The organism is Actinopolyspora lacussalsi subsp. righensis (genome assembly GCF_900116555.1).
GTDB lineage: Bacteria > Actinomycetota > Actinomycetes > Mycobacteriales > Pseudonocardiaceae > Actinopolyspora > Actinopolyspora lacussalsi.
The window spans coordinates 380,547-401,157 of the sequence record NZ_FPAT01000003.1; the positions used below are offsets into that span (position 1 = coordinate 380,547).

Genomic DNA, 20,611 nt, shown 5'->3' on the forward strand with positions numbered 1-20,611 from the left:
CCTGCTGGATCGGCGAGTGCCCTACTGAATCGGCGAGTGCCCTACTGAATCGGCGAGTGCACCGTGACGAGCTTGGTCCCGTCCGGGAACGTGGCCTCCACCTGAACGTCGTCGATCATCTCGGCCACACCCTCCATGACCTGCTCCCTGGTCAGCACGTGTCGGCCACTGGACATCAGTTCGGAGACGCCGCGCCCCTCGCGCGCCCCTTCGACCACGTGATCGGTGATCAACGCGATCGCCTCGGGATGGTTCATCCGCAGCCCGCGTTCCAACCTGCTGCGGGCGAGCTGGGCCGCGACGTAGACGAGCAGCTTGTCACGTTCCTGCGGTGCCAGGTGCATGGCACATTTTTAGCATTGCGAAGTAGTTTGGGCAGCAGCACCGACACGGAATTAACCACGACGAAACAAGCCGCCCGGATCGTTCATCCGCCTGATACAGCCACAATCGTCCGGAAAGCGAAGCACGTCACCGTACCTGGTCACAGTTCTGGATCAAGCAGTCGACGCACGGTACCCGCTCACTCAACGACACTTCGCACGAGACCTCGAAAGGGAGACGGAACTCAGGTGGGCAGCCCGCGGTCATGTCGATGACGGCCCCACAAAGGTGGCCGGACGTACCCAGTAGACCCGACCACCCTTGCGAGCGCCCGACTTCACGACTAGGCCGCTTCGGCCGCCTGCCAGTACGTCAGATACTTCGAGACTTCGCCGGCGATGAAGGTATCCAGATCGTCCTCGTTCGTGTTGGCCCGCAACCGATGCGACCTAGCACGTCGAACGTCCAACACCACCGGTGTAGCGCCGGGCAGCACCCTGTCACGACCGAGTTGAAGAATCCGCAGAACAGGAGCCGCGTCCTGCGTACTCAGCTCCGGTTCCTTGAGGTAAGGCAGCACCAGTTCCACGGCCCCGCTGGAATGACGCAGCCCGAGCAAGCTCCTCTTCGACAGCGTGACCTCCAACTCGTCGTGCCACCACGAGCACGACTCGACCTGGACGCCGGTAGCTTTCGTTCCACTCAACCACGCGCACATCCCGCGCCGCAGTTCCTGAAAGTGTGATCGCTGCTTCGGACCGGCCTTGTCGACCACAGCGGTGAGCACTGCCTCAGGATCAGGGGCACTGATCGCGCGGCGAACTCCGCTGCGAAACGGTTGGTAGAAGGCCCACGCCTGACCACCCGAACCGAGATACATCGCACGCTGTCTCCGCACCAGCCGTACCGAGTCCTGCGGTCCACTACGAACGAAGTCGAGGAACGACCCCAAAGCTATACGTGCCATCGGCGCGTCAGCTCCTTCCCACTTGATTTATGGGGGGTTCAGAGCAACGCTCGCCACGATGGAGTGAGCGAGACAACTTGCAACTTGACAAGCAGGCAACCACTCCATACTGTTCAAGTACATCACTACTTCACAGTTGGGCGAGCAGAGCTCAACGTGAATAATTACACCCAAATCGGACTTTACCACGTGATCGCGAACTCACGATCACGTTTCTTGGGTGACCTGAGTCACTTTTTGCGTATGCGCAGACATGCGGAATTCAGGATGCCGCTTCGGCTACACCTCGGCGCGGCATCCTGCTTTCAGGACAGCTCGCGTCTCGTACTCGGCAGGCTTCGCGAACCCGCGTTTCACGTCCGCGGAAGCCGCACGACTGACCATCCTCGCTCATTCGACGAATCATGGTTCGAACCGTTGCGACAGCTGAACACAGCGATCACGAGGTGCCCCTCCCCACCACCGGTGGAACATCCCGGGGACACCGGAGAACAGCCAAAACACGGTTACCGGGCCGACACCAGTTCCGTGAGACGGAGTACGCCGCCTCGGACCCGTCCCGGCTGGACCGCCGGAGTGCACACTCGGTAAGTGTCCACTACCGACCAGCCTTTCGAACTGGCGAAGGTCGGTTCAGTCCTGAATACGCTGCTGCCGCAACCGTCGGCGCTCGCCAACAGCGGCGATGAGAACGATCATCGCGCTCATGAGCGTGGCCCAGGTGCCGGCGGGATCGCGCCGCACCACAGCCGTGATCACGGCACAGAGCGGAATCACCGCCAGTGAACCCCACATGAGGGCCTCCCAGACATTCACCGGCTTGATCACGCCAACTCCCCTCGATGCGTCATCTCGATCTTACCGGTTCTCCGTTCCGTTCAACAGCCGAGCGGTCGACTCGTGTTCCCACGTATTCCGCGAGACACGAGGGTCCCCCGCGATGTCCACCGGAGCCGCGGGAACGGGTCGCGCGGTGGGCAACCAGTCGTGCGCGGTGCGCCAGGCCCAGTCGATCAGTGCGGCCGAGTGGCGGAACGAGTAGGGCGAAAGCCGCTCCACCTTCGGCGAGGGCAGCACGTAGAGTTCGCAGTGCGCCGCGTTGAGCTGCATATCCAGCGTCGAGGCCGCGAACATGGCCGCGCTCAGCGCGGCACCGTTGATACCGCTGATCGACCTGGCCGGTCGCCTCGGGGGCGGCAGCATCCCGAACCGCGCCTCGTCCGACTCCAGGGAACGGGTTCCGCTGCAGGGCAGCACGTACACGCGTTCCGCGCCCCGCGCCACCGCCCGGCTGATCGGCATGAACGCCGCCGGACCACCGTCGATGAGCGAACGTCCCGCCACCTCGACGGGCGGGAACACGCCGGGAATGGCGCACGAGGCCACCAGTGCGGGCAACGCCGGGCCGCTTTCCAGGAACACCGCCTCACTGGTGTCCACATCGGTCGTGGTGACCGTGAGCGGCAACCGCGCCTCCTCCAACGTCCGAAAGGGCAGGGTTCGGTGCAACCACGTCGCCAGACCGCGATTGCTCATCAGGTGGTTCGACATCCCCAACTTGCCCGCCAGGATGCGCAGCGGGTCGACGGGAAACACGTCGCGGCGCCGCATCCCCGTCCACAGTTCCCTAAGCCGCTCGGCGCCGCGCGAGGTCGGGTCCGCTGCCAGCCAGGCCGAGTTCAACGCCCCGGCCGAGGTGCCGACCAGCATGTCGGGGGTGATACCGCTCTCGAACAGTGCGCTGATCAGACCTGCCTGCACCGCGCCGAACGTGGATCCTCCCGGCAGCACCCACGCGGTGGTTCTCGTCGTTTCCCGCCCGATAGTCACGACCACAAGATATCCGCGGTACGCCGCGATCGCCGGGAATCGGAGCGGCGGATCACATCGCGACGTTCGGCCGAGAGTTCCTCGGCTGCGCCCGAGCGCGCGAGCACCAACTCCCCCGAACGCACCCTACTCTTTTTGGGAGCGCTCCCATAGCATACTTCCCAGCCACGGCGACAGCGGCGTTGCTCCACGCCCCGAACCGGACCCCCGGGAAAGCCGTGGCGAGCGGCCACTTCCCGCTGGATCGACCGGCGAAACGGAACCGATCAGCAACCGCACCCCGACAGGGAGAGCGAAATGCGACGAAGAACCGGCACGATACTCCTGTCACTGGTCCTGAGCGCGGTAACCCTGGGCGCACCGGCCGTGGCGGAATCCCCCACCGGAACCACCGGGACCACCACCGCCCGAGCGCAGCGACCGGCGCTGACGGACCTGAACGTCACGGCCACGAGGGTGGACACGGAGCGACTGCGACGTCCCACCGACATCACGTCCGCTTCGGACGGCACCGGCCGAATGCTCATAGCCGAGAAACCGGGCACGGTACGCGCCTACGACCCCACGAACGGCACGATGGGGCAACCGGTACTCGACATAACGAACCGGGTGGAGAACGCGGGCAACGAGCAGGGGCTGCTCGGCATAGTTCCCTCTCCCGAGGACACCGGGAACAACACCCTCTACGCCGCCTACACCCGGGCCTCCGATGCCGCCGTGACCCTGTCACGGTTCTCGCTGGCGGCGGACGACCCCGCCGCCTCCGAGGAAGTCCTGCTCAACCAACCACACGCCGAGCACACCAACCACAACGGTGGCGACCTCGCCTTCGGTCCGGACGGGTTTCTCTACATGGGAATCGGCGACGGCGGAGGCGCGGGGGACCCGCTGCGCAGCGGACAGGACCTCGGCACGCTGTTGGGCAAGGTGCTGCGGATCGACGTCAGCAGGAAGTGCGGTGATCTGCCGTACTGCGTACCACCGGACAACCCTTACGCGCACACTCCCGGAGCGCGTGACGAGATCTGGAGTTACGGACTGCGCAATCCGTGGCGGATCTCCTTCGACCCGGAGGGCAGATCGCTGTGGATCGCCGATGTCGGGCAGGGTTCCCTCGAGGAAGTGAACCGGATCCCGCAAGGAGTGCGCGATCAGAACTTCGGCTGGTCCTGCATGGAGGGGACGGAGCGATTCGCCCCGGACCGGTGCGACCCGGCCGCCGACTACGTGGATCCGGTGTTCACCTACCAGACCTCGGTGGAGGGTTGCGCCGTGATCGGCGGACGGGTCTATCGAGGAGAGCGGTACTCGGACGTCGCGGACGGCACCTACCTGGCGGCGGACTACTGCTCGGCCAACGTGTGGGGCATCCGCAGCGACGACGGCGGGCACACCTACCAGAGCGCCAAGCTCGGGAAGCTGCCCATTCAGGTCACCGCCTTCGGAGCGGACAGCTCCGGCGAGCTGTACGTGGTCAACGACCTGCCCGGCATGCTGTACCGGCTGTCCTTCTCCACGGACTCCTGATACTCCGACACGGCTCGTGAACAAGACGAACCGGCCGGGTGGAGCCCTTCCACCCGGCCGGTTCCGTCACTCATCGGAGTGAGCGCTCATCACGAGAAGCGCTGCGCGGCCCTACCTCACCCGCATCGCCGCTGTCTCGGCGTCGATTTCTCGCGAAATCGCCGCGACGCTCCTCGGAACGGGACCACGCGGGTAAGCAACGCATGGAACCCCGGTGCGTGAGTCGGATGCATTGCGAGGCCGGGCCGCTCGCCGCGTAGGCCGCTACTCAACAGCCAGCCCAACGCCACCTCACGTCCGCTTCGGCGCTCCCAGCGCCGAAACGAACACCTAAGCAGCCCGACCAACCGTGGGTTCTCCGGTGCGGCTCTCGCGAGGAAGGCCCGACGTCGTGTAGTAACTACCCAATGTCGGGCCTCCCGGAGCGAGAGCCGTGCGGGAGGTTCCGCCACCCGCACCGTCACGCAAACCGACCGACACACCTAGTTCGAAGGGTCGGCGTATATGACGCCTCGTCCGTTGGTACCGAGGTATACCCGCCCGTAGACATCGGGATCACCGGTGATGGCGTCGCCGATGTTGCCGTACTGATGCTGGTCGTCGTTGATCCGCGTCCAGTCGCGTCCCGCGTCGTCGGAGCGGAACACACCGGTCACACCGTCGACGGTGGCGATCGAGTACATGGCTGGGTAGTCGCTTCCCGGTGCGGACTTGCCGAATCCGATGTTGTCGGAGTCGGCCACTCCGGAGATCCTGCTGAAGGACTCTCCCGAGTCGGTCGAGTGCCAGAGTCCGCCTTCGCCGGTCAGCCAGATCTCGCCGGCACGTCCGGGAACGGCCTTGAAGTAACCGCTGCCGGTCGGGAGCTCGGAAGCGGACGAAGCGGTGAAGGTGGCCCCACCGTCGGTGCTGACGTAGAAGGTTCCCTGGTGGAAACCGTAGAACTTGTCCGGGTCGACGCGGTCGGACTCCACGCGCGCACCATCGGGGATACCGCTGGCGGACTGCCAGCTCGCGCCCTGGTCGGTCGTGTAGTGCACCCCGGTACCTTCCGGGCTCCATACGAAGCCGCTGCCGTCCGCGGCGGCCGCGACGGTGCCTCCGCCCGTGACACCGGAGGGTTCGGTGTTCTGGAACCAGCTCTTCCCACCGTCGTCGGAGAACGCCACCCGGCTGTCATCGGGCCTGCTCGACTTGTCGAACTCACCCACCCGGACGATCGTGTCGGGCGAGGTGCCCGCGTAGTCCATGCTCGTGGTACTGGTGAAGACGGGGTTCTCGTAAATCGTGTCCGGGATCTCGTCCAGCCGCTCGTGCCGGAAACCACCGAGGTCACCGAGGGCGGACAGCACCGGAGCGCCGCCCGGTGGGCTGATCAGGTCGAACACCGCGGTCTCCTCCAGTCCGGCCACCCGCGGTTCGATGGTGATCTTGTTTCCCTTGTCCCACTCGGTGAGGTTGTCGGTCCCGTAGATCGTGGCGCCGGTGCCGTAGAGCATCCGATCGGAGTCGAACGGGTCTATCTCCACCGATTCGGTCATCCAGCCGAGCTTCGGCGAGGTCTCCGGCGGGGCGGGTTGCTCGGTTCCGAAGGTCAGCCAGGGAACCGAGGAGATATCCATCTCGTAGTTCAGTTCCCGGTTCGGATAGGCGCCCCAGTCCCAGATGCGGCTCCAGTTCTGGCCGCCGTCGGTACTGCGGAAGAGGATCACGTCCGGATACCACGAGACCTGGGTGGCGACCATGAGCGTGTCCGGGTTCTGCCGGTCGATGGTCAGCCCGCTGTAGCCGTAGTAGTTGTCGGAACTGGTCGACGGCACCGGGCTTACCCGGGTCCACGCACCGCTTTCGGTGTCGAGTTTCCACACGTCGCCCGAGCTGCCGTCGTACGGGCCTCCGGTGTCGCTGGTGGCCATGTAGAGGTAGCCGTTCCGGCTGTCGATCACTGCCTTGTGGGCGAGGTGGCCGGTCGGCTGGTTCGGCACACGTTCCCAGGTGGCTCCGGCGTCGGTGCTGCGGTAGATCGTGTTCTGCTTGTCGGCCACCCCGACGTAGATGTCGTCGGTGGGGGAACCGCCGGATCCGCTGCCGCGGTCGAAGGCGACCCAGGTGACCCCCTGGTTGTCCGAGTACAGTCCGGTGGTGTCACTCGGGTCGGCGACGTAGTTGCCGGGATTCGGGAAGTTCCCCACCTCGGACCAGGTCTTGCCGTGGTCGGTGCTGCGCCACAGACCGTTTCCGCTGGGGGTGCCCAGGTAGAGCACGCTGTTGTCGTTGGGATCGATCGCCAGCCGTTCTCCCATGCCGCGGCCGGGCATGTTCCCGCCGAGTTTGAACGGCAGTTCGGTGACCTTCCAGCTCTCGCCGCGGTCCTTCGAGCGCAGGATGGCGCCGTTGTTGGGGTCCCAGCTGTTGGTGTACATGCCGACGGCGGCGTAGACCCGGTCCGGGTTCACCGGGTCGGTCGCCAGGCTCGCCACACCGTTGTAACCCCAGTTGTCCTGGCCAACCCAGTCCAGCAGGGGTACCCAGCGACCGTCGGTACCGGAGTCACGTCGGTAGGCACCACCGATGTCGGTTCTCGCGTAGACCAGTCCCGGCTCGGTCCGGTTGAACACGATCCCCGGGACGAATCCGCCACCGCCGATCCGTGCGTTGCGCCAGTCGTACCGTTCACTGTGGGCCGCGGGCTCGGCCTCCGCCGAGGGTGCCGTGCTCGCCGGGCTCGTGAGCGGCACGGCAGCCAACAGCGTGGCCGCCAGCAGTACGGGTAACCGTCGCCACATGAGCTACCTCCGAAGTTTTGGGAGCGCTCCCAGAATCGAAGCGCTTCACATCGCTGTCAACGAGGCGACTCACGGAAACGCCGGAATGGACCAGTGTGGACTCCGGACGCGGACATGCGTCCGGAGTCCACGGCGAGAGTCGGCCGGAGGGTCCGGCACGACACTGTGCGGCGTCGATTTCTCGCGGAATCGCCGGGCCTTCGACGCGGCGGCCCGAACCCCGCGTACCAGCCCCGCACGAGAGGCTCCGCCACGGAACCCCCGTCGAGGGCTGAACGCGATGTTCCGGTCAGCCCTGCTCGGGCGTCTCCATCCGTCCGTTCACGCGACGCGGCACTCCCAGCGGGTTGCCGTCCCGGAGCGCTTCGGGCAGCACCGCCCGCGGCGCGTTCTGAAACGACACCGGACGTAGGAACCGCTCGATGCCCGCCGTGCCGACCGAGGTGTGTATCGGCGCCGTGGTGGCGGGGTACGGCCCACCGTGCTGCATGCCGTGGCTGACGCTGACCCCGGTGGGCCAACCGTTCCAGACCAACCTGCCCACGCGTGCGCGCAGCGTCCGGTACAGCGGCGCGACGATGCTCTCCTCCTCGTCGCCGTGCACGGTCGCCGTCAGCTCCCCGGTGAAGACACCGGCCGCTTCCAGCAACTCGTCGGTGTCGGAGTAACCCACCAACAACGAGGCCGGGCCGAAGCACTCGGCCGTGAGCTCCTCCCGGTTGTCGACGAGCTCGCGCGCGCTGGTGTAGAGCAGGCTCGGGCCGACCTCGCCCTCGGAGCGACGCCCGGAGACCAGGGTTTCCACCGCCGCGTGGTCGCCCAACGCACCGAGGGTTTCCCGGAACGCGTTCTCGATGCCGTCGTTGAGCATGGGGGCTGCGGCCCGCTGTTCCACCTCGGGGATGAGAACATCGCGGAACCGCTGCGCCACGCTGGACGGCACCAGCAGCAGGCCGGGCTTCGTGCAGAACTGCCCGACTCCCAGCGTGTAGGAGTCGAGGTACCCCCTCGCGATCTCCGCGCCCCGACCGGCGGCGGCCTCGGGAGTCACGAAAGCGGGGTTCACGCTGCCCATCTCGGCGTAGAACGGGATGGGTGAGTTCCGGGAGCAGGCGAGATCGAACAGCGCACGGCCCGCCGTGTTCGAGCCGGTGAACGCACCGGCCCGGACCCGCTCGTCCAGCAGAACGGCCTTGGCCTGCTCGGTCCCCTCCACGAGCGCGAAGGTCCCCTCGGGGGCCCCGGCACTCGTCAACGCCCCCGCGACGATCTCGGCGGTTCGACGGGACAGCTCGGGATGACCCGGATGCGCCTTCACCACCACGGGACAGCCCGCGGCCAAGGCGGAGGCGGTGTCGCCCCCGGCGACGCTGAAGGCGAACGGGAAGTTGCTGGCCGCGAACACCAGAACCGGGCCGAGTGGCAGCACGGTACGACGCAGATCGGGGCGGGCACCGGTCGGCCAGTCCGGATCCGGGGTGTCGATGGTGGCCTTCAGGTGTGCGCCTTCCTCGACGGTGTCCGCGAACAACCGCAGTTGGAACGTGGTGCGCACGAGCTCGCCGCGCAGCCGTCCCTCCGGCAGGTGGGACTCCCGCTGCGCCAGCGGCACGAGTTCCTCGGTGTGGGCGTCCAGCTCGGCCGCCACCCCACGGAGCAGACCCGCGATGTCCGCCGGACTCGTCGCGGCGAGCTTCTCGGCGGCGGCGGTGGCGTTGTCCAGCACGGTTTCGTGGTCTTCACCGGTGGAAACGACTCGGGACGTTGTCATGGGACTCGGTTGCCTCCTCTGGTCGGAGTTCTGCGTTCGGACTGCCGGGGTCACGGGCGCAGCAGGATCTTCACGTCCGCACCCCGCTGTTCGCCGAGCAGGCGCAGCGCTTCGGAAGCCTCGTCCAGTTCCAGCTCGCGGGTGACGAGCAGAGCCGGATCCAGCACACCGCTGGTGAACGTCGATACGGCGTGTTCCCACGCACGGGAGGGAGCGCCGAAGACGGTGTGCACCGTGAGCTGCGAGAGCACCAGGCGTGCCGGATCCGGTGGTTCCGGATCGTCGGCGGCCACTCCGGTGAGCACCACTCTGCCGCCGGGCCGTGCCAACCGGGTGGCGAGCGCGGCCGTGCCCGGCGCCCCCGCCGCCTCCAGCACGGCGTCGTAGCTTCCCGCCAGCTGTTCGACCGCCGCGGGATCGTGGAGGCCGGTGGCACCACAGGCGGTGGCGACCCCGGCCCGCTCGCCGGGCTCCACCACGGAAAGCTCCGCGGGCGAGGCAGCGGCGATCAGCTGGGTGGACAACAGCCCGAGACTCCCGCCGCCGACCACCGCGACTCGCTCTCCGGGGACCACCGCGAGCTTGAGGGTGGCCGCGGCCGCGCACGCGGCCGGCTCCAGCACCGCCGCACCGCGCGGATCGGCGTCGTCGGGCAGCACGTGCAGCAGCCTCGCGGGCAGTGTCAGGTAGTTCGACCAGCCACCGGGCCGGGTGAAACCGGTTTCCTCGTACTGCGTGGCGCAGAGATTGTTGTCGCCTCTGCGACAGGCGGAGCAGACCCCGCAACCACGGAATCCCTCCCCCACGACCAACCGGCCACGGAGATCAGCCGTGACGTCCGGCCCCACCTCGACGACGGTGCCGGACCATTCGTGGCCGGGGATCACGGGGTAGCTCACGAAGTCGGCGGGCCGGTTGCCGGTGAAGACCTCGCGGTCGGATCCGCAGATGCCGCTGCGGGCGATCTCTACGAGTGCCTCCCCGGGGCCGGGTTCGGTGGGTTCGGTGGGAACGACGCGAATGCTGCCGGGTTCGTCGATGCGTACCGCTCTGGCATCGCTCACGAGGCGCTCTCTCCCTTCGTGCCCCGAAACTGCCAGTCCTCGGCGTAGAGGTCGAACCTGGCGCCGCGTGCCGGGTACTCCCGCACGAAGTCGACGTCGAGCTCCACCCCCAGGCCGGGGCCCGTGGGAAGTGCGAAGTAGCCGTCCTCCACCTCGGGAACTCCGGGAGCGGCCCGCTTCACGTGGGAGTCGGCGAAGTCGTTGAAGTGCTCCTGAATCTTGAAGTTCTCGGTCACCGCCGCGAGGTGCAGGTTGGCCGCGGTGAGCACCGGGCCGCCGACGTTGTGCGGGGCCAGCAGCACGTAGTGGGTCTCGGCGGTGGCGGCGACCTTCCGAGTCTCCGTTATTCCGCCGAAGTGCCCGATGTCGGGTTGGATGATGTCGGCGGACTGGTGCGCGAACAGCTCGCGGAACTCGATGCGGTCGTGGATACGCTCACCTGTGGCCACCGGCAGCGTGGTGTTCCGCGAGACCTTGGCCAACGCCTCCTGGTTCTCCGGTGGCACCGGTTCCTCGATCCAGCTGGGATCGAACGGTTCGAGCTCCTTGGCGATGCGGGTGGCCTCAGCGGGGGTGAACCGGCCGTGCATCTCGACCAGGATCTCCACGTCGGGGCCGACGGCGTCCCGTACGGCCGAGACGAGTTCCACGGAACGCCGCGACTCGGCGGGTTCCAGTTCCCAACGGCCCGGGCCGAACGGATCGAACTTGAGCGCCCGATATCCCCTGTCGACCACCGCGCGGGCCGCTTGGTGGAATTCCTCGGTGGTCCGCTCGACGGTGTACCAGCCGTTGGCGTAGGCCTTTATCCCGTCCCGGACGTTCCCGCCCAGCAACCGCCAGACGGGTTGCCCGAGTGCCTTGCCGATGATGTCCCAGCAGGCCATCTCCACGCACGCGATGCCGGACATGACGACCTCACCGGCGCGGCCGTAGTCCCCGCGCTTCATGCGCCACACCAGCGCTTCGATGTTGAAGGGGTCGGCGCCGATCACGTGGTTGCGCGCGGCCTCGTTGAAGTAGCCGAGCAGCGCCTCGGTGTGACCCAGCATGCGGGTCTCCCCCACACCGACGATGCCGTCGTCGGTGTGCACCCGCAGGTAGGTCAGATCGCGCCAGGGCGTGCCGAGTACCAGGGGTTCGAGTTTCGTGATCCTCATCGGTGTTCACCCACTTCGGTCGGGACGGCCAGATCGGACACGGGCAGCTCGGATGTCTCCGCCTCGGGCATGTAGCGGTGCAGCATGTCCAGCCCGATGCGGGCGCGGCGCACGCGTTCCCTCCCGAGGCCGACGGCCGTGTCGGTGAGATGGCTTCCGCTCGGATAGATGTTGGGGGCGTTGCGCAGCCCGAACTTGACGTAGACCGGCGCGGCCACCCGCACTATCTCGGCTATCTCGTAGTGCCGGACGAATCCGCCGAGATCGTCGGGGGACTCGATGTAGACGTCGAGCGGAAGGTCCGTGGCCGCTCGGATCGCGGCCAGTTGTGCCGGGGAGAGATCGGTCGGCACGTTGTAGGTGTCGGCGCCGAACTCCTCCGCGATACGTATAGAGGCCGGATTGGACAGTGCCATTTGGACACTGATTTTGAAGCGCATGTCCGGGGGGAGTTCCCGCTGGGCACGCATTCTGGCAGCCACGGAGAGCACTCCCAGATCGGTGATCAGCACGCTGCGCACTCCGGCCGCCGCGCTTCTGCGGATGTCCTCGAGCACGTGAACCAGCTGCTCGGTGCCGCGCGCCTGGGACGCGACCGCGCCTCCGGTCGGGGACGAGGCCATCGCACCGGTGTGCCAGCCGGCTTGTGGGCGGGCGAACAGGCTCAACTCGACGTGGTTGCGGGCGGCGGTACCCGCCATTCGCGCGAGCTCGTCGTCGGTGAGCAGCATCACCCCGCTTCCCTGGGAGATCCGGTGCACCGGAACATCGCGCTCATCGGCCTCGGCAAGCACCGCGTCGAGCACTTCCGGCCCCTCGGTGCTGGGGATCTCCACCCGGTAACGAGCACCGTCCGGGAAACGCTTCGAGCTGTCCGGCGGTGACTCGGCGTCCCCGGATGGCAATCCTTGGGATCGCAAGAACGTTCGTGCTTCCAACGCCTACTCCGTTCGAAATATCGGACGTTGTTCGGACAACTTAGTCGCGGAAGTTCCGCGAGGTCAATAGACGGCGCCGCGAGCAACCGGCCACTCCGTTCGGTAGGCTGTTCGAAATACCGGTCAAATACCGAGGTACAACCGGCAGGCATCGCGGGCCGGGTCACAGCGCGCCCCGGCTCGACGGCAGGAGGACGAATCCGGTGGCACGAGCGGTACCCGCACTGCAGCGGGCATTCGACATCCTGGAGCTTTTCCTGGACGAACCGGAGCTCAGCGCTCCGGAGATCACGGGAAAGCTGGGACTGCCGCGCACAACGGTGCACGAGCTGCTCAGCACGCTCGTGGAACGCGGGTATCTCGTCCCCTCGGGACGGGGAGGCGCTCGCTACCGACTGGGGGTGCGGGGTTTCCAGCTCGGCTCCGCCTACGCCGACCGCCTCGACCTCGCCCGCGAGGGGCAGCTGGTGGCGGAGGAAGTGGCCGCCGAGTGCAACGAGACCGTGCACATCGGCATCCGCGAGGGAACCGAGGTGCTCTACATCGCCAAGGTCGACAGTGGGCACCCGGTGCGGATGGTCTCGGCCGTGGGTAGACGATTGCCTGCCCACTGCACCGCTGTCGGCAAGGCCCTGCTCGCCTCGCTCCCGAAGCGGGAGCTCGACGAGCTCTACGGTTCGGAGGCGCTGCGCGCGATGACTGACAACAGCATCACCGACCTCACGAGCCTGCGAGCGGAACTCGACAGCGTTGCCGAGCACGGTCGGTCACGGGAGTACTGCGAGTCCAACGACGCGGTCGCCTGTGTGGCGGCTCCGGTGCACGATCACTACGGAGTCGTCGTGGCCGCGATGAGCATCGCGGTTCCCATCCTGCGCTGGAGCGACGCCTCGGAGGGTGAACTCACCGGAACCGTGATGCGGGGAGCGGAGAACCTTTCGGAACGGTTGGGCCACCGCGCGTGACGGGGCTTTCGTTCCGGCCGGAACGAAAGCCCCGTCGGCGGGTTCGTGCGACGTAAACCCGATCAGTCGCCCTCGTCGCCCTGCGTAGGGGTTTCCAGCGGACGCAACCGCACCCACAGCAGGAAAAGCGCTCCCAGGACCAACATCGACAGTCCCGTCCAGAGATTGATGTTTACCCCCTGGGCCTTGTCCAAGCCCTCCTCGGTGGGAAACAGCCCGGCCGATCCGACCAACAGGCCGTAGACCACGAACAGGCCGCCTATGACCGTCCGCACGTCGAACAGCTTCGCCGATCTCTCCCGTCGCGCGGCGTCCGCCTGCTCGCTTCCCGGTTCACGTGACTCCGACATCGCTCACCTCCACCGAACCTGCTGTCCTTCTTGATCCAAAACCACGACTCCCCGACTCAACGAACACCACCTCTCGGCCCGAGAGCATCTCCTCGTCGAACTCCCCGATCGGCCGGGTCGAGGTGCGACGATCCCCTTCGGTGCGACAGCTCCGAACTCCATCCACTCCCGCAGGTCGAACTCCCACCACTCACGCGGTCGGCACCGCGGCGGGTTCTCCCGTGCGGCTCTCGCGAGGAAGGCCCGACGTTGTGTAGGTCGCTACCCGATGTCGGGCCTCCCGGAGCGAGAGCCGTGCGAGAGGTTCCGCCACCCGCACCGCCAAGCAACCCGGCCGGGAACTTCCGTCAGAGGGAGAAGGGGACGTAGCACAGCACGGCGAGCACGATCGCACCCCAACCGAGCAGGGCCGGTTTGCGGTACCAGGCGTCGTCGCCCCGCTGCATCTCTCCGGAGTCCGTGGCATCGGCCCTGGTGTAGACCAGGCCCACGAGTTCGGCCTCCGGCTTCGGTGTCGTCGCCAGCGCGATCGGGACACTGACCACGAGGTCGGTCACGAGCGCGATGATGGCCGCGATCATGTTCACGCCCTGCGCGCTGTCCATGTCCACTATTCCGGCCCGGTACATGCTGTAGAACGCGATCGGCGCGAGGGTGCCGAGCAGCAATCCCCAGAATCCCGCCTTGGCGGTCATGCGTTTCCAGAACAACGCCAGAATGAACGTGGCGAACAACGGGACGTTGAAGAACGAGAACAACGTCTGCATGTAGTTCATGATGTTGCTGAAGGAAGCCGCGATGAACGCCGTTCCGATACCGACCACCACACCGATGGCGGTGATGACACGGCCGACCGTGAGGTAGTGCGAATCCGGCATGTTCGGCTTTATGTACGGCTCCCAGATATCCGCGGTGAACACGGTGTTGAAACTGGAGACGTTGGCCGCCATACCGGCCATGAACGAGGCCATCAGACCCGTGACCGCCAGCCCCAGCACGCCGTTCGGCAACAATTGCGCCATGAGCAGCGGAATCGCCGAGTTGTAGTCGTACTGGCTGCCTGGTTGCCCGATGTTGGGCTGCATGATCAACGCGATCAGACCGGGCAACACCACGACCAGCGGGATGAACATCTTGGGGAACGCCGCGATCAGCGGAGTACGCCGGGCCGCCGAGAGGTTCTTGGCGGACAGGGAACGCTGCACCTCCGCGAAGTTGGTGGTCCAGTACCCGAAGGAGATCGCGAAGCCGAGGCCGAGCGAGATGGTGAGCCAGTTGGCCCCGAGCGGGTTGTCCTGCCCGAATCCGGTGCCGCCCCAGGCGCTCAGGAACTGCGCTCCCTCGGAGGCGGTCACCTTGTCGATGACACCGCTGACGCCGCCGACCCTGATCAGCCCGAGCACGGTGAGCGGCACCAGCGCCGCCACGATGACGAAGAACTGCAACACCTCGTTGTAGATGGCCGAGGTGAGTCCACCGACGGTGATGTAGATCAGCACGAACACACCAGCTATGACGATGGACAGCGGGATCGGCCAGCCGAGCAGCGCCTGCAGCACGATGGCCAGCGCGTAGAGATTCACACCGGCTATCAGAACCGAGGCCACCGCGAATATGACCGCGCTCAACAGGTGCGAGGAACTGCTGAACCGCCGCAGCAGGAATTCGGGAACACTGCGCACCTTCGAGTTGTAGTAGAACGGCATCATGACCAGGCCGAGGAAAACCATGGCCGGAATCGCGCCGATCAGATACCAGTGCACGGTGTAGGCGCCGTACTGCGCACCGTTGGCGGCCATGCCGAGAATCTCGGTGGCTCCCAGATTCGCCGAGACGAACGCCAGTCCCGTCACCCACGCGGGTAGTGAACGCCCGGACAGAAAGAAGTCGAGCGTGGAGTGGACGCTTCGTTTCGCGGCGAACGCGATACCTAGCACGACCACGAAGTAAATGACAAGAATGAGACTGTCCATCCAGTTCATGGACAGCCGTAGCCCATCGGCCAGAGTGTGCATTGTCGTCCGATCCTGTCGCCGTCCGCGAGTTGGCTCTCCAATCGCATGTCCGGAATACCGAACGTTGTTCGACAACGTACGACACGATCGGGTGACGGTCAACACATACGAGACGGCAGGTTCTCCCTCGAACGGAGTACCAGCGCCAGCCGTCCGATGCGCACGGCAGCACCGGAGGAAGCCGACGAAACACTTTGTGCACAGCGGACACCCGCGAGCACGGAGTTCCTTCGAGAGCGCTCACACGGCGTCGCTCGTCCGCGAGAGAGGCGCACGGTCCGGTGCACCGGGAATCCACGTTTCACGGAGTGGTCCCCGCGGTCCGAAACGCTCACCGCCGGATACCGGGCAACCACCTCCGACAGCGATCCGCCCCGGGAAACCGGGGCGGTTCCGCGGGGCGGGGCTTTCGGGTTTCGGGCTTCGGGTTCCGCCGAGGCGCGGTCACCCGTCGGCTCGGGTCCCGACGCGGCGGCTGTTTCCCTCCGCTCGGGGAATGACGAGGTTCCGCGCGGACTCGCACCGGAGTCTCACTCCCAGGGCAGCGTCCCACCCGGAACGGGTGCCGAGGGGTCGTAGGGCCTTCTGGTGAAGACGAAGGTGTTGAGATCCAGATGTGTGACGGACCCGTCAGCGGCCCGGACGACGCGCAGCCGCTCACCGCGGTGGTACCCGTCCAGCCCGATCCAGTCGTCTGGTCCGTCCGGACGGAAACGTGACTGCCGCCCCGGGCCCTGCCACGCCGAGAGATCGAGCATGCCGTCGGGCAGCACCCGGAGCAGTTGGGGCACCGGACCCCAGTACCACAACCCGGTCAGTTCCAGCAGCTCCTCGGACACCCCTCCCTCGGGAACCCACTCCGGAGGGATGCGGGGTTCGTGCTCGGCGAGGATCTCGAGCAGATCCACCGCGAGCGCGCCGTTCGCCCCCGCGGTCGTGTTGGCGAGAAAGATCACACCGGTGGACTCGGCGGGCTCGGCCAGCATGTTGGCCAGAAAGCCCGGCATGGAACCACTGTGCCCGACGAGCGCACGCCCGTTGTGCCGTGCCAGTTGCAGCCCCAGCCCGGCTCCCCTGGTCCACTGCGGCCCGTCGTCCACACTGGCCGGTTTGCGCATCTCGTCGAGCGTGTCGGGGTGTAGCACCTCCCCGGTCTCACCGGCCAGGAAACGCAACCAGCGGAGCATGTCGTCCACCGTGGACCAGAGCTGACCGGCCGGAGCCATCGCGACCGCGTCCTCGAACGGTTCGGGTTGCAGCACGTCGGCCCAGGGGTGCACCGCCAGCCCCGGCGCGTACGGCGGGACGGGGCTCTCCGTGGTGCGGCGCATCCCGAGCGGTTCCAGGATCTCCTCGTGCAGCACCGTCGTGAAGTCCTTGCCGCGTACGCGCTCGATCAACTGCCCCAACAGCCCGAAAGCGGTGTTGGAGTAGTGGAACACGTGCTGCGGTTCGGGACGCAGCTGGTCGCTGTCCACACCCGCGAGGAAGTCCTCGGCGGCCTCACCCTTGGTCCGCTCCCACCACTGACCGGCCGGCTCGGAGCTCAGCCCACTGCTGTGCGCGAGCAACTGCCAGATCTGCCGGTCGTCGACGGCCGTGCCCGGCACGTGGTCGCCGAACCGGTCGGACAACGACAGCAGTCCCTCGTCACGCAGCCGCAGCACCAACACAGCCACGAAGGTCTTGGTGATGGACCCGATGCGGTACTGCGTATCGGAATCGGGCCGTCGATCGCCCACCCACCCGCGGGAATCCACCCAGATCGTCTCACCGTCGCGCACCAATCCGGCGATGATCGAGGGAACACGGTTCCCCGACTGCTCCAGTGCCAGTCGGCGCAGCAGTGCACGTCGGGTCGCGGGCAGCAGTTCACCGGCCATGTACCACATACTTTCGCGCGACCACCGTCGTTGGCAAGTTCGCCACGCACCGGAACGCGGTGTGACCGCTGATACACCGAACGGCGAAACGGCAGCCGAGCGACGGTACGAACGTGCCCATCAACCGCCGTGAAAGAGGGGCGGGGCTTGCCAAACCGGGCAGGGCACGCAACCATACGAGCGCCGATGGTTCAGCGGCGAGGGCACAGACCTCGTCGCTGAGGCAAGAGGGAATCCGGTGCGAATCCGGAACTGCCCCGCAGCGGTGAGTGGGAACGAACGTCGTCACCGCCGCGCTCCCTGCCCGGGATCGCGAGCGGAACACGGCACTGGACCCGGGGTCCGGGAAGCCGACGACCAGTAGGAGAACCGGCTACAGCCGGCGGTGCCCGCGAGTCCGAAGACCTGCCGTCGGTGCGCACCGCGAGCGGTGCGCGAGTCCGGGACCTCGAGGGAAGGTCGGCAGGGCGGTCACGTCGCGAGCTCCCACGCGACCGTGGACACGTATGCCCTCATTCCTCGAGGTGCTCGGTCGACCATGTCGTCGAGCTCGCGAGGAGAGAGCTTTGACCAGCGAAATCGGATCCACCGTACTCGGATACCCCCGCATCGGCCCGCAGCGGGAACTCAAGCGGGCCCTGGAGAGCTACTGGGCGGGCAGGAGCGGTGAGGAACAGCTGCGCGAGACCGCCCGCACGCTGCGTGCCCAGAGCTGGCGGGAACTGCACGAGGCGGGTCTGGGATCCGTTCCCAGCAACACGTTCTCCTATTACGACCAGGTCCTGGACACCGCGGTGACCTTCGGCGCCGTACCGGAGCGCTACCGCGAGCTGGAGCTGGACCCGTTGGACACCTACTTCGCCATGGCACGCGGTGTGGAATCCACCCCGCCGCTGGAGATGACGAAGTGGTTCGACACCAACTACCACTACCTCGTTCCCGAGATCGGTCCGGACACCGGGTTCGGCCTCGCCGACCGCACCCCCGTGGAGCGGTTCCAGGAGGCGCGGGAACTCGGGATAACCACCCGCCCCGTGCTGGTGGGGCCGCTGACCTTCCTGCTGCTGTCCAAGAGCGCCGAGGGGGCACCGTCCTCCTTCGCGCCGCTGCACCGGTTGGACGACCTGCTGGAGGTTTACGCCGAGCTGTTGCGGGAACTCCACCGCGCCGGTGCGGAGTGGGTGCAGCTGGACGAGCCCGCGTTCGCGGCCGACCGCGAGCCGGCGGAACTCGAGAAGCTGCGCGGCGCCTACCGCAGGCTCGGTGAGCTCACCGCACGGCCGAAACTGTTCGTGCCCACCTACTTCGGCGATCCGGGCGAGGCCCTCGGCGTGCTGGCCGCCTCGCCGATCGAGGCGGTCGGGGTCGACCTCGTGGCGGGCTCGACCACGATGGAGGTGCTGTCCGGACTGACCGGCCTGCGGAACAAGACGCTGGTGGCCGGTCTGGTGGAGGGCCGCAACATCTGGCGGACCGACCTCGACGACGCGCTGTCCAAGGCGGCGACGCTGCTCGGTCTCGCCGGTGAGGTCTCGGTGGGCACCTCGTGCTCGCTGCTGCACGTGCCCTACGACGTCGAGGCCGAGCGGGACATCGACCCGCAGGTCAAGTCCTGGCTGGCGTTCGCGCGGCAGAAGGTCGAGGAGGTCGTGCTGCTCGACCGCGCCCTGCACGAGGGACGCGAGGCGGTACGCGACCAGTTGGACAAGGCCCGCGCTCCGATCGAGGACCGGCGGAACGCGGCCAGGCTGCACGACAAGGCGGTGCGTGATCGCATCTCGAAACTGCGCCCGCGGGACGCGGATCGCGGTGAGTACACCAAGCGGCGTGCGGATCAGCAGCGGGCACTGGGACTTCCGCCGCTGCCGACCACGACGATCGGCTCGTTCCCGCAGACCACGGACGTGCGCAAGGCGCGCGCCCAGCTCCGGGACGGCAAGATCGACGAGGCCACCTACAACACCAGGATGGTCGACGAGATCCAGCGCGTGATCACCATGCAGGAGGAGCTGGGCCTCGACGTGCTCGTGCACGGCGAGCCCGAGCGCAACGACATGGTGCAGTACTTCTCGGAGTACATGAACGGCTTCGTGAGCACGCTGAACGGCTGGGTGCAGTCCTACGGCTCGCGCTGCGTGCGCCCGCCGATCCTGTTCGGCGACGTCTCGCGGCCCGAGCCCATCACCGTCGAGTGGGCCAAGAAGGCCCAGAGCATGACCAACAAGCCGGTCAAGGGCATGCTCACCGGCCCGGTCACCATCCTGGCCTGGTCCTTCGTCCGGGACGACCAGCCGCTCGGGGACACGGCCAACCAGGTGGCGCTGGCGATCCGGGACGAGGTGAGCGACCTCGAATCGGCCGGTATCGGCGTGGTGCAGGTCGACGAGCCCGCACTGCGCGAGCTGCTACCGCTGCGTTCCGAACGGCACGGGCAGTACCTGGAGTGGGCGGTGCGCTCGTTCCGGCTGGCCACGGCGGGCGTCACCGACGCCACGCAGATCCACACCCACCTGTGCTACTCCGAGTTCGGCGAGGTCATCAACGCGATCGTGGACCTCGACGCGGACGTGACGAGCCTGGAGGCCGCTCGTTCCCGGATGGAGGTGCTGGACGACCTCAACGAGGTCGGGTTCGCCAGAGGCGTCGGCCCGGGTGTCTACGACATCCACTCACCACGTGTGCCGGATTCCGACGAGATCGAGAAGCTGCTCGGCGCGGCCCTGGAAGCGGTGCCCGCCGAGCGGCTGTGGGTCAACCCCGACTGCGGGCTCAAGACCCGTGGTTACGAGGAGGTGCGGACCGCCCTGGAGAACATGCGTGTCGCGACCGAGCGGGTGCGCGGCTCGTCGCGGAGCTGAGCGCACCCGACGGTTCGGATCGTCGGACTCGCGTCGTGCGCGTTCACCAGCCATGAGTTCCCCGCGCGGGAACGACACGCGCACGGCGTGAAACGGGTCGCCCCGGGGTTCACGGAGCCCGGGGCGACCCGTTCGTGTTCGGCCGAAGCTCCGGACCACCGGAACGGTGCGAG

At 67.0% G+C, this 20,611-nt stretch carries 15 protein-coding genes and 1 riboswitch; of the genes, 3 read left to right on the plus strand and 12 right to left on the minus strand.

The window, feature by feature from the left end:
- Positions 1 to 41: 41 nt before the first annotated feature.
- The 4 genes from BM394_RS07895 to BM394_RS07910 all read right to left on the minus strand — a co-directional run bounded on the left by BM394_RS07895 (position 42) and on the right by BM394_RS07910 (position 3,121).
- Entirely contained in the window at positions 42 to 344 is a 303-nt protein-coding gene (locus BM394_RS07895) for an urease subunit gamma (protein WP_092975970.1), read from the minus strand.
- 323 nt (positions 345 to 667) lie between these two features.
- Positions 668 to 1,291 carry a hypothetical protein gene (locus BM394_RS07900; RefSeq protein WP_139235167.1) on the minus strand — a complete coding sequence of 208 codons (624 nt, stop codon included), beginning with the start codon at positions 1,289 to 1,291 and terminating at the stop codon, positions 668 to 670.
- Positions 1,292 to 1,924: 633 nt separating this feature from the next.
- Positions 1,925 to 2,119 carry a hypothetical protein gene (locus BM394_RS07905; protein WP_092975976.1) on the minus strand — a complete coding sequence of 65 codons (195 nt, stop codon included), beginning with the start codon at positions 2,117 to 2,119 and terminating at the stop codon, positions 1,925 to 1,927.
- Positions 2,120 to 2,149: 30 nt separating this feature from the next.
- On the minus strand, positions 2,150 to 3,121 hold the full coding sequence (locus tag BM394_RS07910) for a patatin-like phospholipase family protein (protein WP_245780044.1): 972 nt from the start codon (positions 3,119 to 3,121) through the stop codon (positions 2,150 to 2,152).
- Between the two features lie 297 nt (positions 3,122 to 3,418).
- On the opposite strand from BM394_RS07910, the gene BM394_RS07915 reads away from it, so the two are divergent.
- Entirely contained in the window at positions 3,419 to 4,648 is a 1,230-nt protein-coding gene (locus BM394_RS07915; protein ID WP_092975979.1) for a PQQ-dependent sugar dehydrogenase, read from the plus strand.
- Positions 4,649 to 5,130: 482 nt separating this feature from the next.
- Here the strand turns inward: BM394_RS07915 and BM394_RS07920 are convergent, their stop codons facing one another.
- The 5 genes from BM394_RS07920 to BM394_RS07940 all read right to left on the minus strand — a co-directional run bounded on the left by BM394_RS07920 (position 5,131) and on the right by BM394_RS07940 (position 12,334).
- Entirely contained in the window at positions 5,131 to 7,434 is a 2,304-nt protein-coding gene (locus BM394_RS07920) for a beta propeller repeat protein (protein ID WP_092975982.1), read from the minus strand.
- Between the two features lie 289 nt (positions 7,435 to 7,723).
- A complete protein-coding gene (locus BM394_RS07925; RefSeq protein ID WP_092975985.1) occupies positions 7,724 to 9,205 on the minus strand; it encodes an aldehyde dehydrogenase (NADP(+)) in 1,482 nt (493 codons plus the stop codon).
- A 50-nt stretch (positions 9,206 to 9,255) separates the two neighbouring features.
- Positions 9,256 to 10,269, minus strand: coding sequence for a zinc-dependent alcohol dehydrogenase (locus BM394_RS07930; RefSeq protein ID WP_092975988.1), 1,014 nt, complete (start codon positions 10,267 to 10,269; stop codon positions 9,256 to 9,258).
- Positions 10,266 to 11,429, minus strand: coding sequence for a galactonate dehydratase (gene dgoD / locus BM394_RS07935; protein ID WP_092975991.1), 1,164 nt, complete (start codon positions 11,427 to 11,429; stop codon positions 10,266 to 10,268). Before dgoD ends, BM394_RS07930 begins: the two co-directional genes overlap by 4 nt.
- On the minus strand, positions 11,426 to 12,334 hold the full coding sequence (locus tag BM394_RS07940; protein WP_245780045.1) for a U32 family peptidase: 909 nt from the start codon (positions 12,332 to 12,334) through the stop codon (positions 11,426 to 11,428). Before BM394_RS07940 ends, dgoD begins: the two co-directional genes overlap by 4 nt.
- 236 nt (positions 12,335 to 12,570) lie before the next feature.
- On the opposite strand from BM394_RS07940, the gene BM394_RS07945 reads away from it, so the two are divergent.
- Positions 12,571 to 13,332 (plus strand): IclR family transcriptional regulator, encoded by a 762-nt coding sequence (locus BM394_RS07945; protein WP_092975998.1) that lies wholly within the window; start codon positions 12,571 to 12,573, stop codon positions 13,330 to 13,332.
- A 62-nt stretch (positions 13,333 to 13,394) separates the two neighbouring features.
- Here the strand turns inward: BM394_RS07945 and BM394_RS07950 are convergent, their stop codons facing one another.
- From BM394_RS07950 to BM394_RS07960, 3 genes are all read right to left on the minus strand, one after another.
- A complete protein-coding gene (locus BM394_RS07950; RefSeq protein ID WP_092976000.1) occupies positions 13,395 to 13,682 on the minus strand; it encodes a hypothetical protein in 288 nt (95 codons plus the stop codon).
- A gap of 347 nt (positions 13,683 to 14,029) precedes the next feature.
- Positions 14,030 to 15,697, minus strand: coding sequence for a sodium:solute symporter family protein (locus BM394_RS07955; protein ID WP_092976003.1), 1,668 nt, complete (start codon positions 15,695 to 15,697; stop codon positions 14,030 to 14,032).
- A gap of 530 nt (positions 15,698 to 16,227) precedes the next feature.
- A complete protein-coding gene (locus BM394_RS07960) occupies positions 16,228 to 17,580 on the minus strand; it encodes a serine hydrolase domain-containing protein (RefSeq protein ID WP_092976348.1) in 1,353 nt (450 codons plus the stop codon).
- 170 nt (positions 17,581 to 17,750) lie between these two features.
- Positions 17,751 to 18,007: riboswitch (cobalamin riboswitch) on the plus strand.
- A gap of 139 nt (positions 18,008 to 18,146) precedes the next feature.
- Between BM394_RS07960 and metE the strand changes: the two genes are divergently transcribed.
- Positions 18,147 to 20,438, plus strand: coding sequence for a 5-methyltetrahydropteroyltriglutamate--homocysteine S-methyltransferase (metE, locus tag BM394_RS07965; RefSeq protein WP_092976006.1), 2,292 nt, complete (start codon positions 18,147 to 18,149; stop codon positions 20,436 to 20,438).
- Positions 20,439 to 20,611 lie beyond the last annotated feature (173 nt).

Bases quoted from the DNA above. Each gene is read 5' to 3' on its own strand.
- BM394_RS07950 (WP_092976000.1), bottom strand. From the start codon at position 13,682: ATGTCGGAGTCACGTGAACCGGGAAGCGAGCAGGCGGACGCCGCGCGA.
- BM394_RS07925 (WP_092975985.1), bottom strand. From the start codon at position 9,205: ATGACAACGTCCCGAGTCGTTTCCACCGGTGAAGACCACGAAACCGTG.
- BM394_RS07915 (WP_092975979.1), top strand. From the start codon at position 3,419: ATGCGACGAAGAACCGGCACGATACTCCTGTCACTGGTCCTGAGCGCG.
- dgoD (WP_092975991.1), bottom strand. From the start codon at position 11,429: ATGAGGATCACGAAACTCGAACCCCTGGTACTCGGCACGCCCTGGCGC.
- BM394_RS07895 (WP_092975970.1), bottom strand. From the start codon at position 344: ATGCACCTGGCACCGCAGGAACGTGACAAGCTGCTCGTCTACGTCGCG.
- BM394_RS07900 (WP_139235167.1), bottom strand. From the start codon at position 1,291: ATGGCACGTATAGCTTTGGGGTCGTTCCTCGACTTCGTTCGTAGTGGA.
- BM394_RS07960 (WP_092976348.1), bottom strand. From the start codon at position 17,580: ATGGCCGGTGAACTGCTGCCCGCGACCCGACGTGCACTGCTGCGCCGA.
- BM394_RS07920 (WP_092975982.1), bottom strand. From the start codon at position 7,434: ATGTGGCGACGGTTACCCGTACTGCTGGCGGCCACGCTGTTGGCTGCC.
- BM394_RS07955 (WP_092976003.1), bottom strand. From the start codon at position 15,697: ATGCACACTCTGGCCGATGGGCTACGGCTGTCCATGAACTGGATGGAC.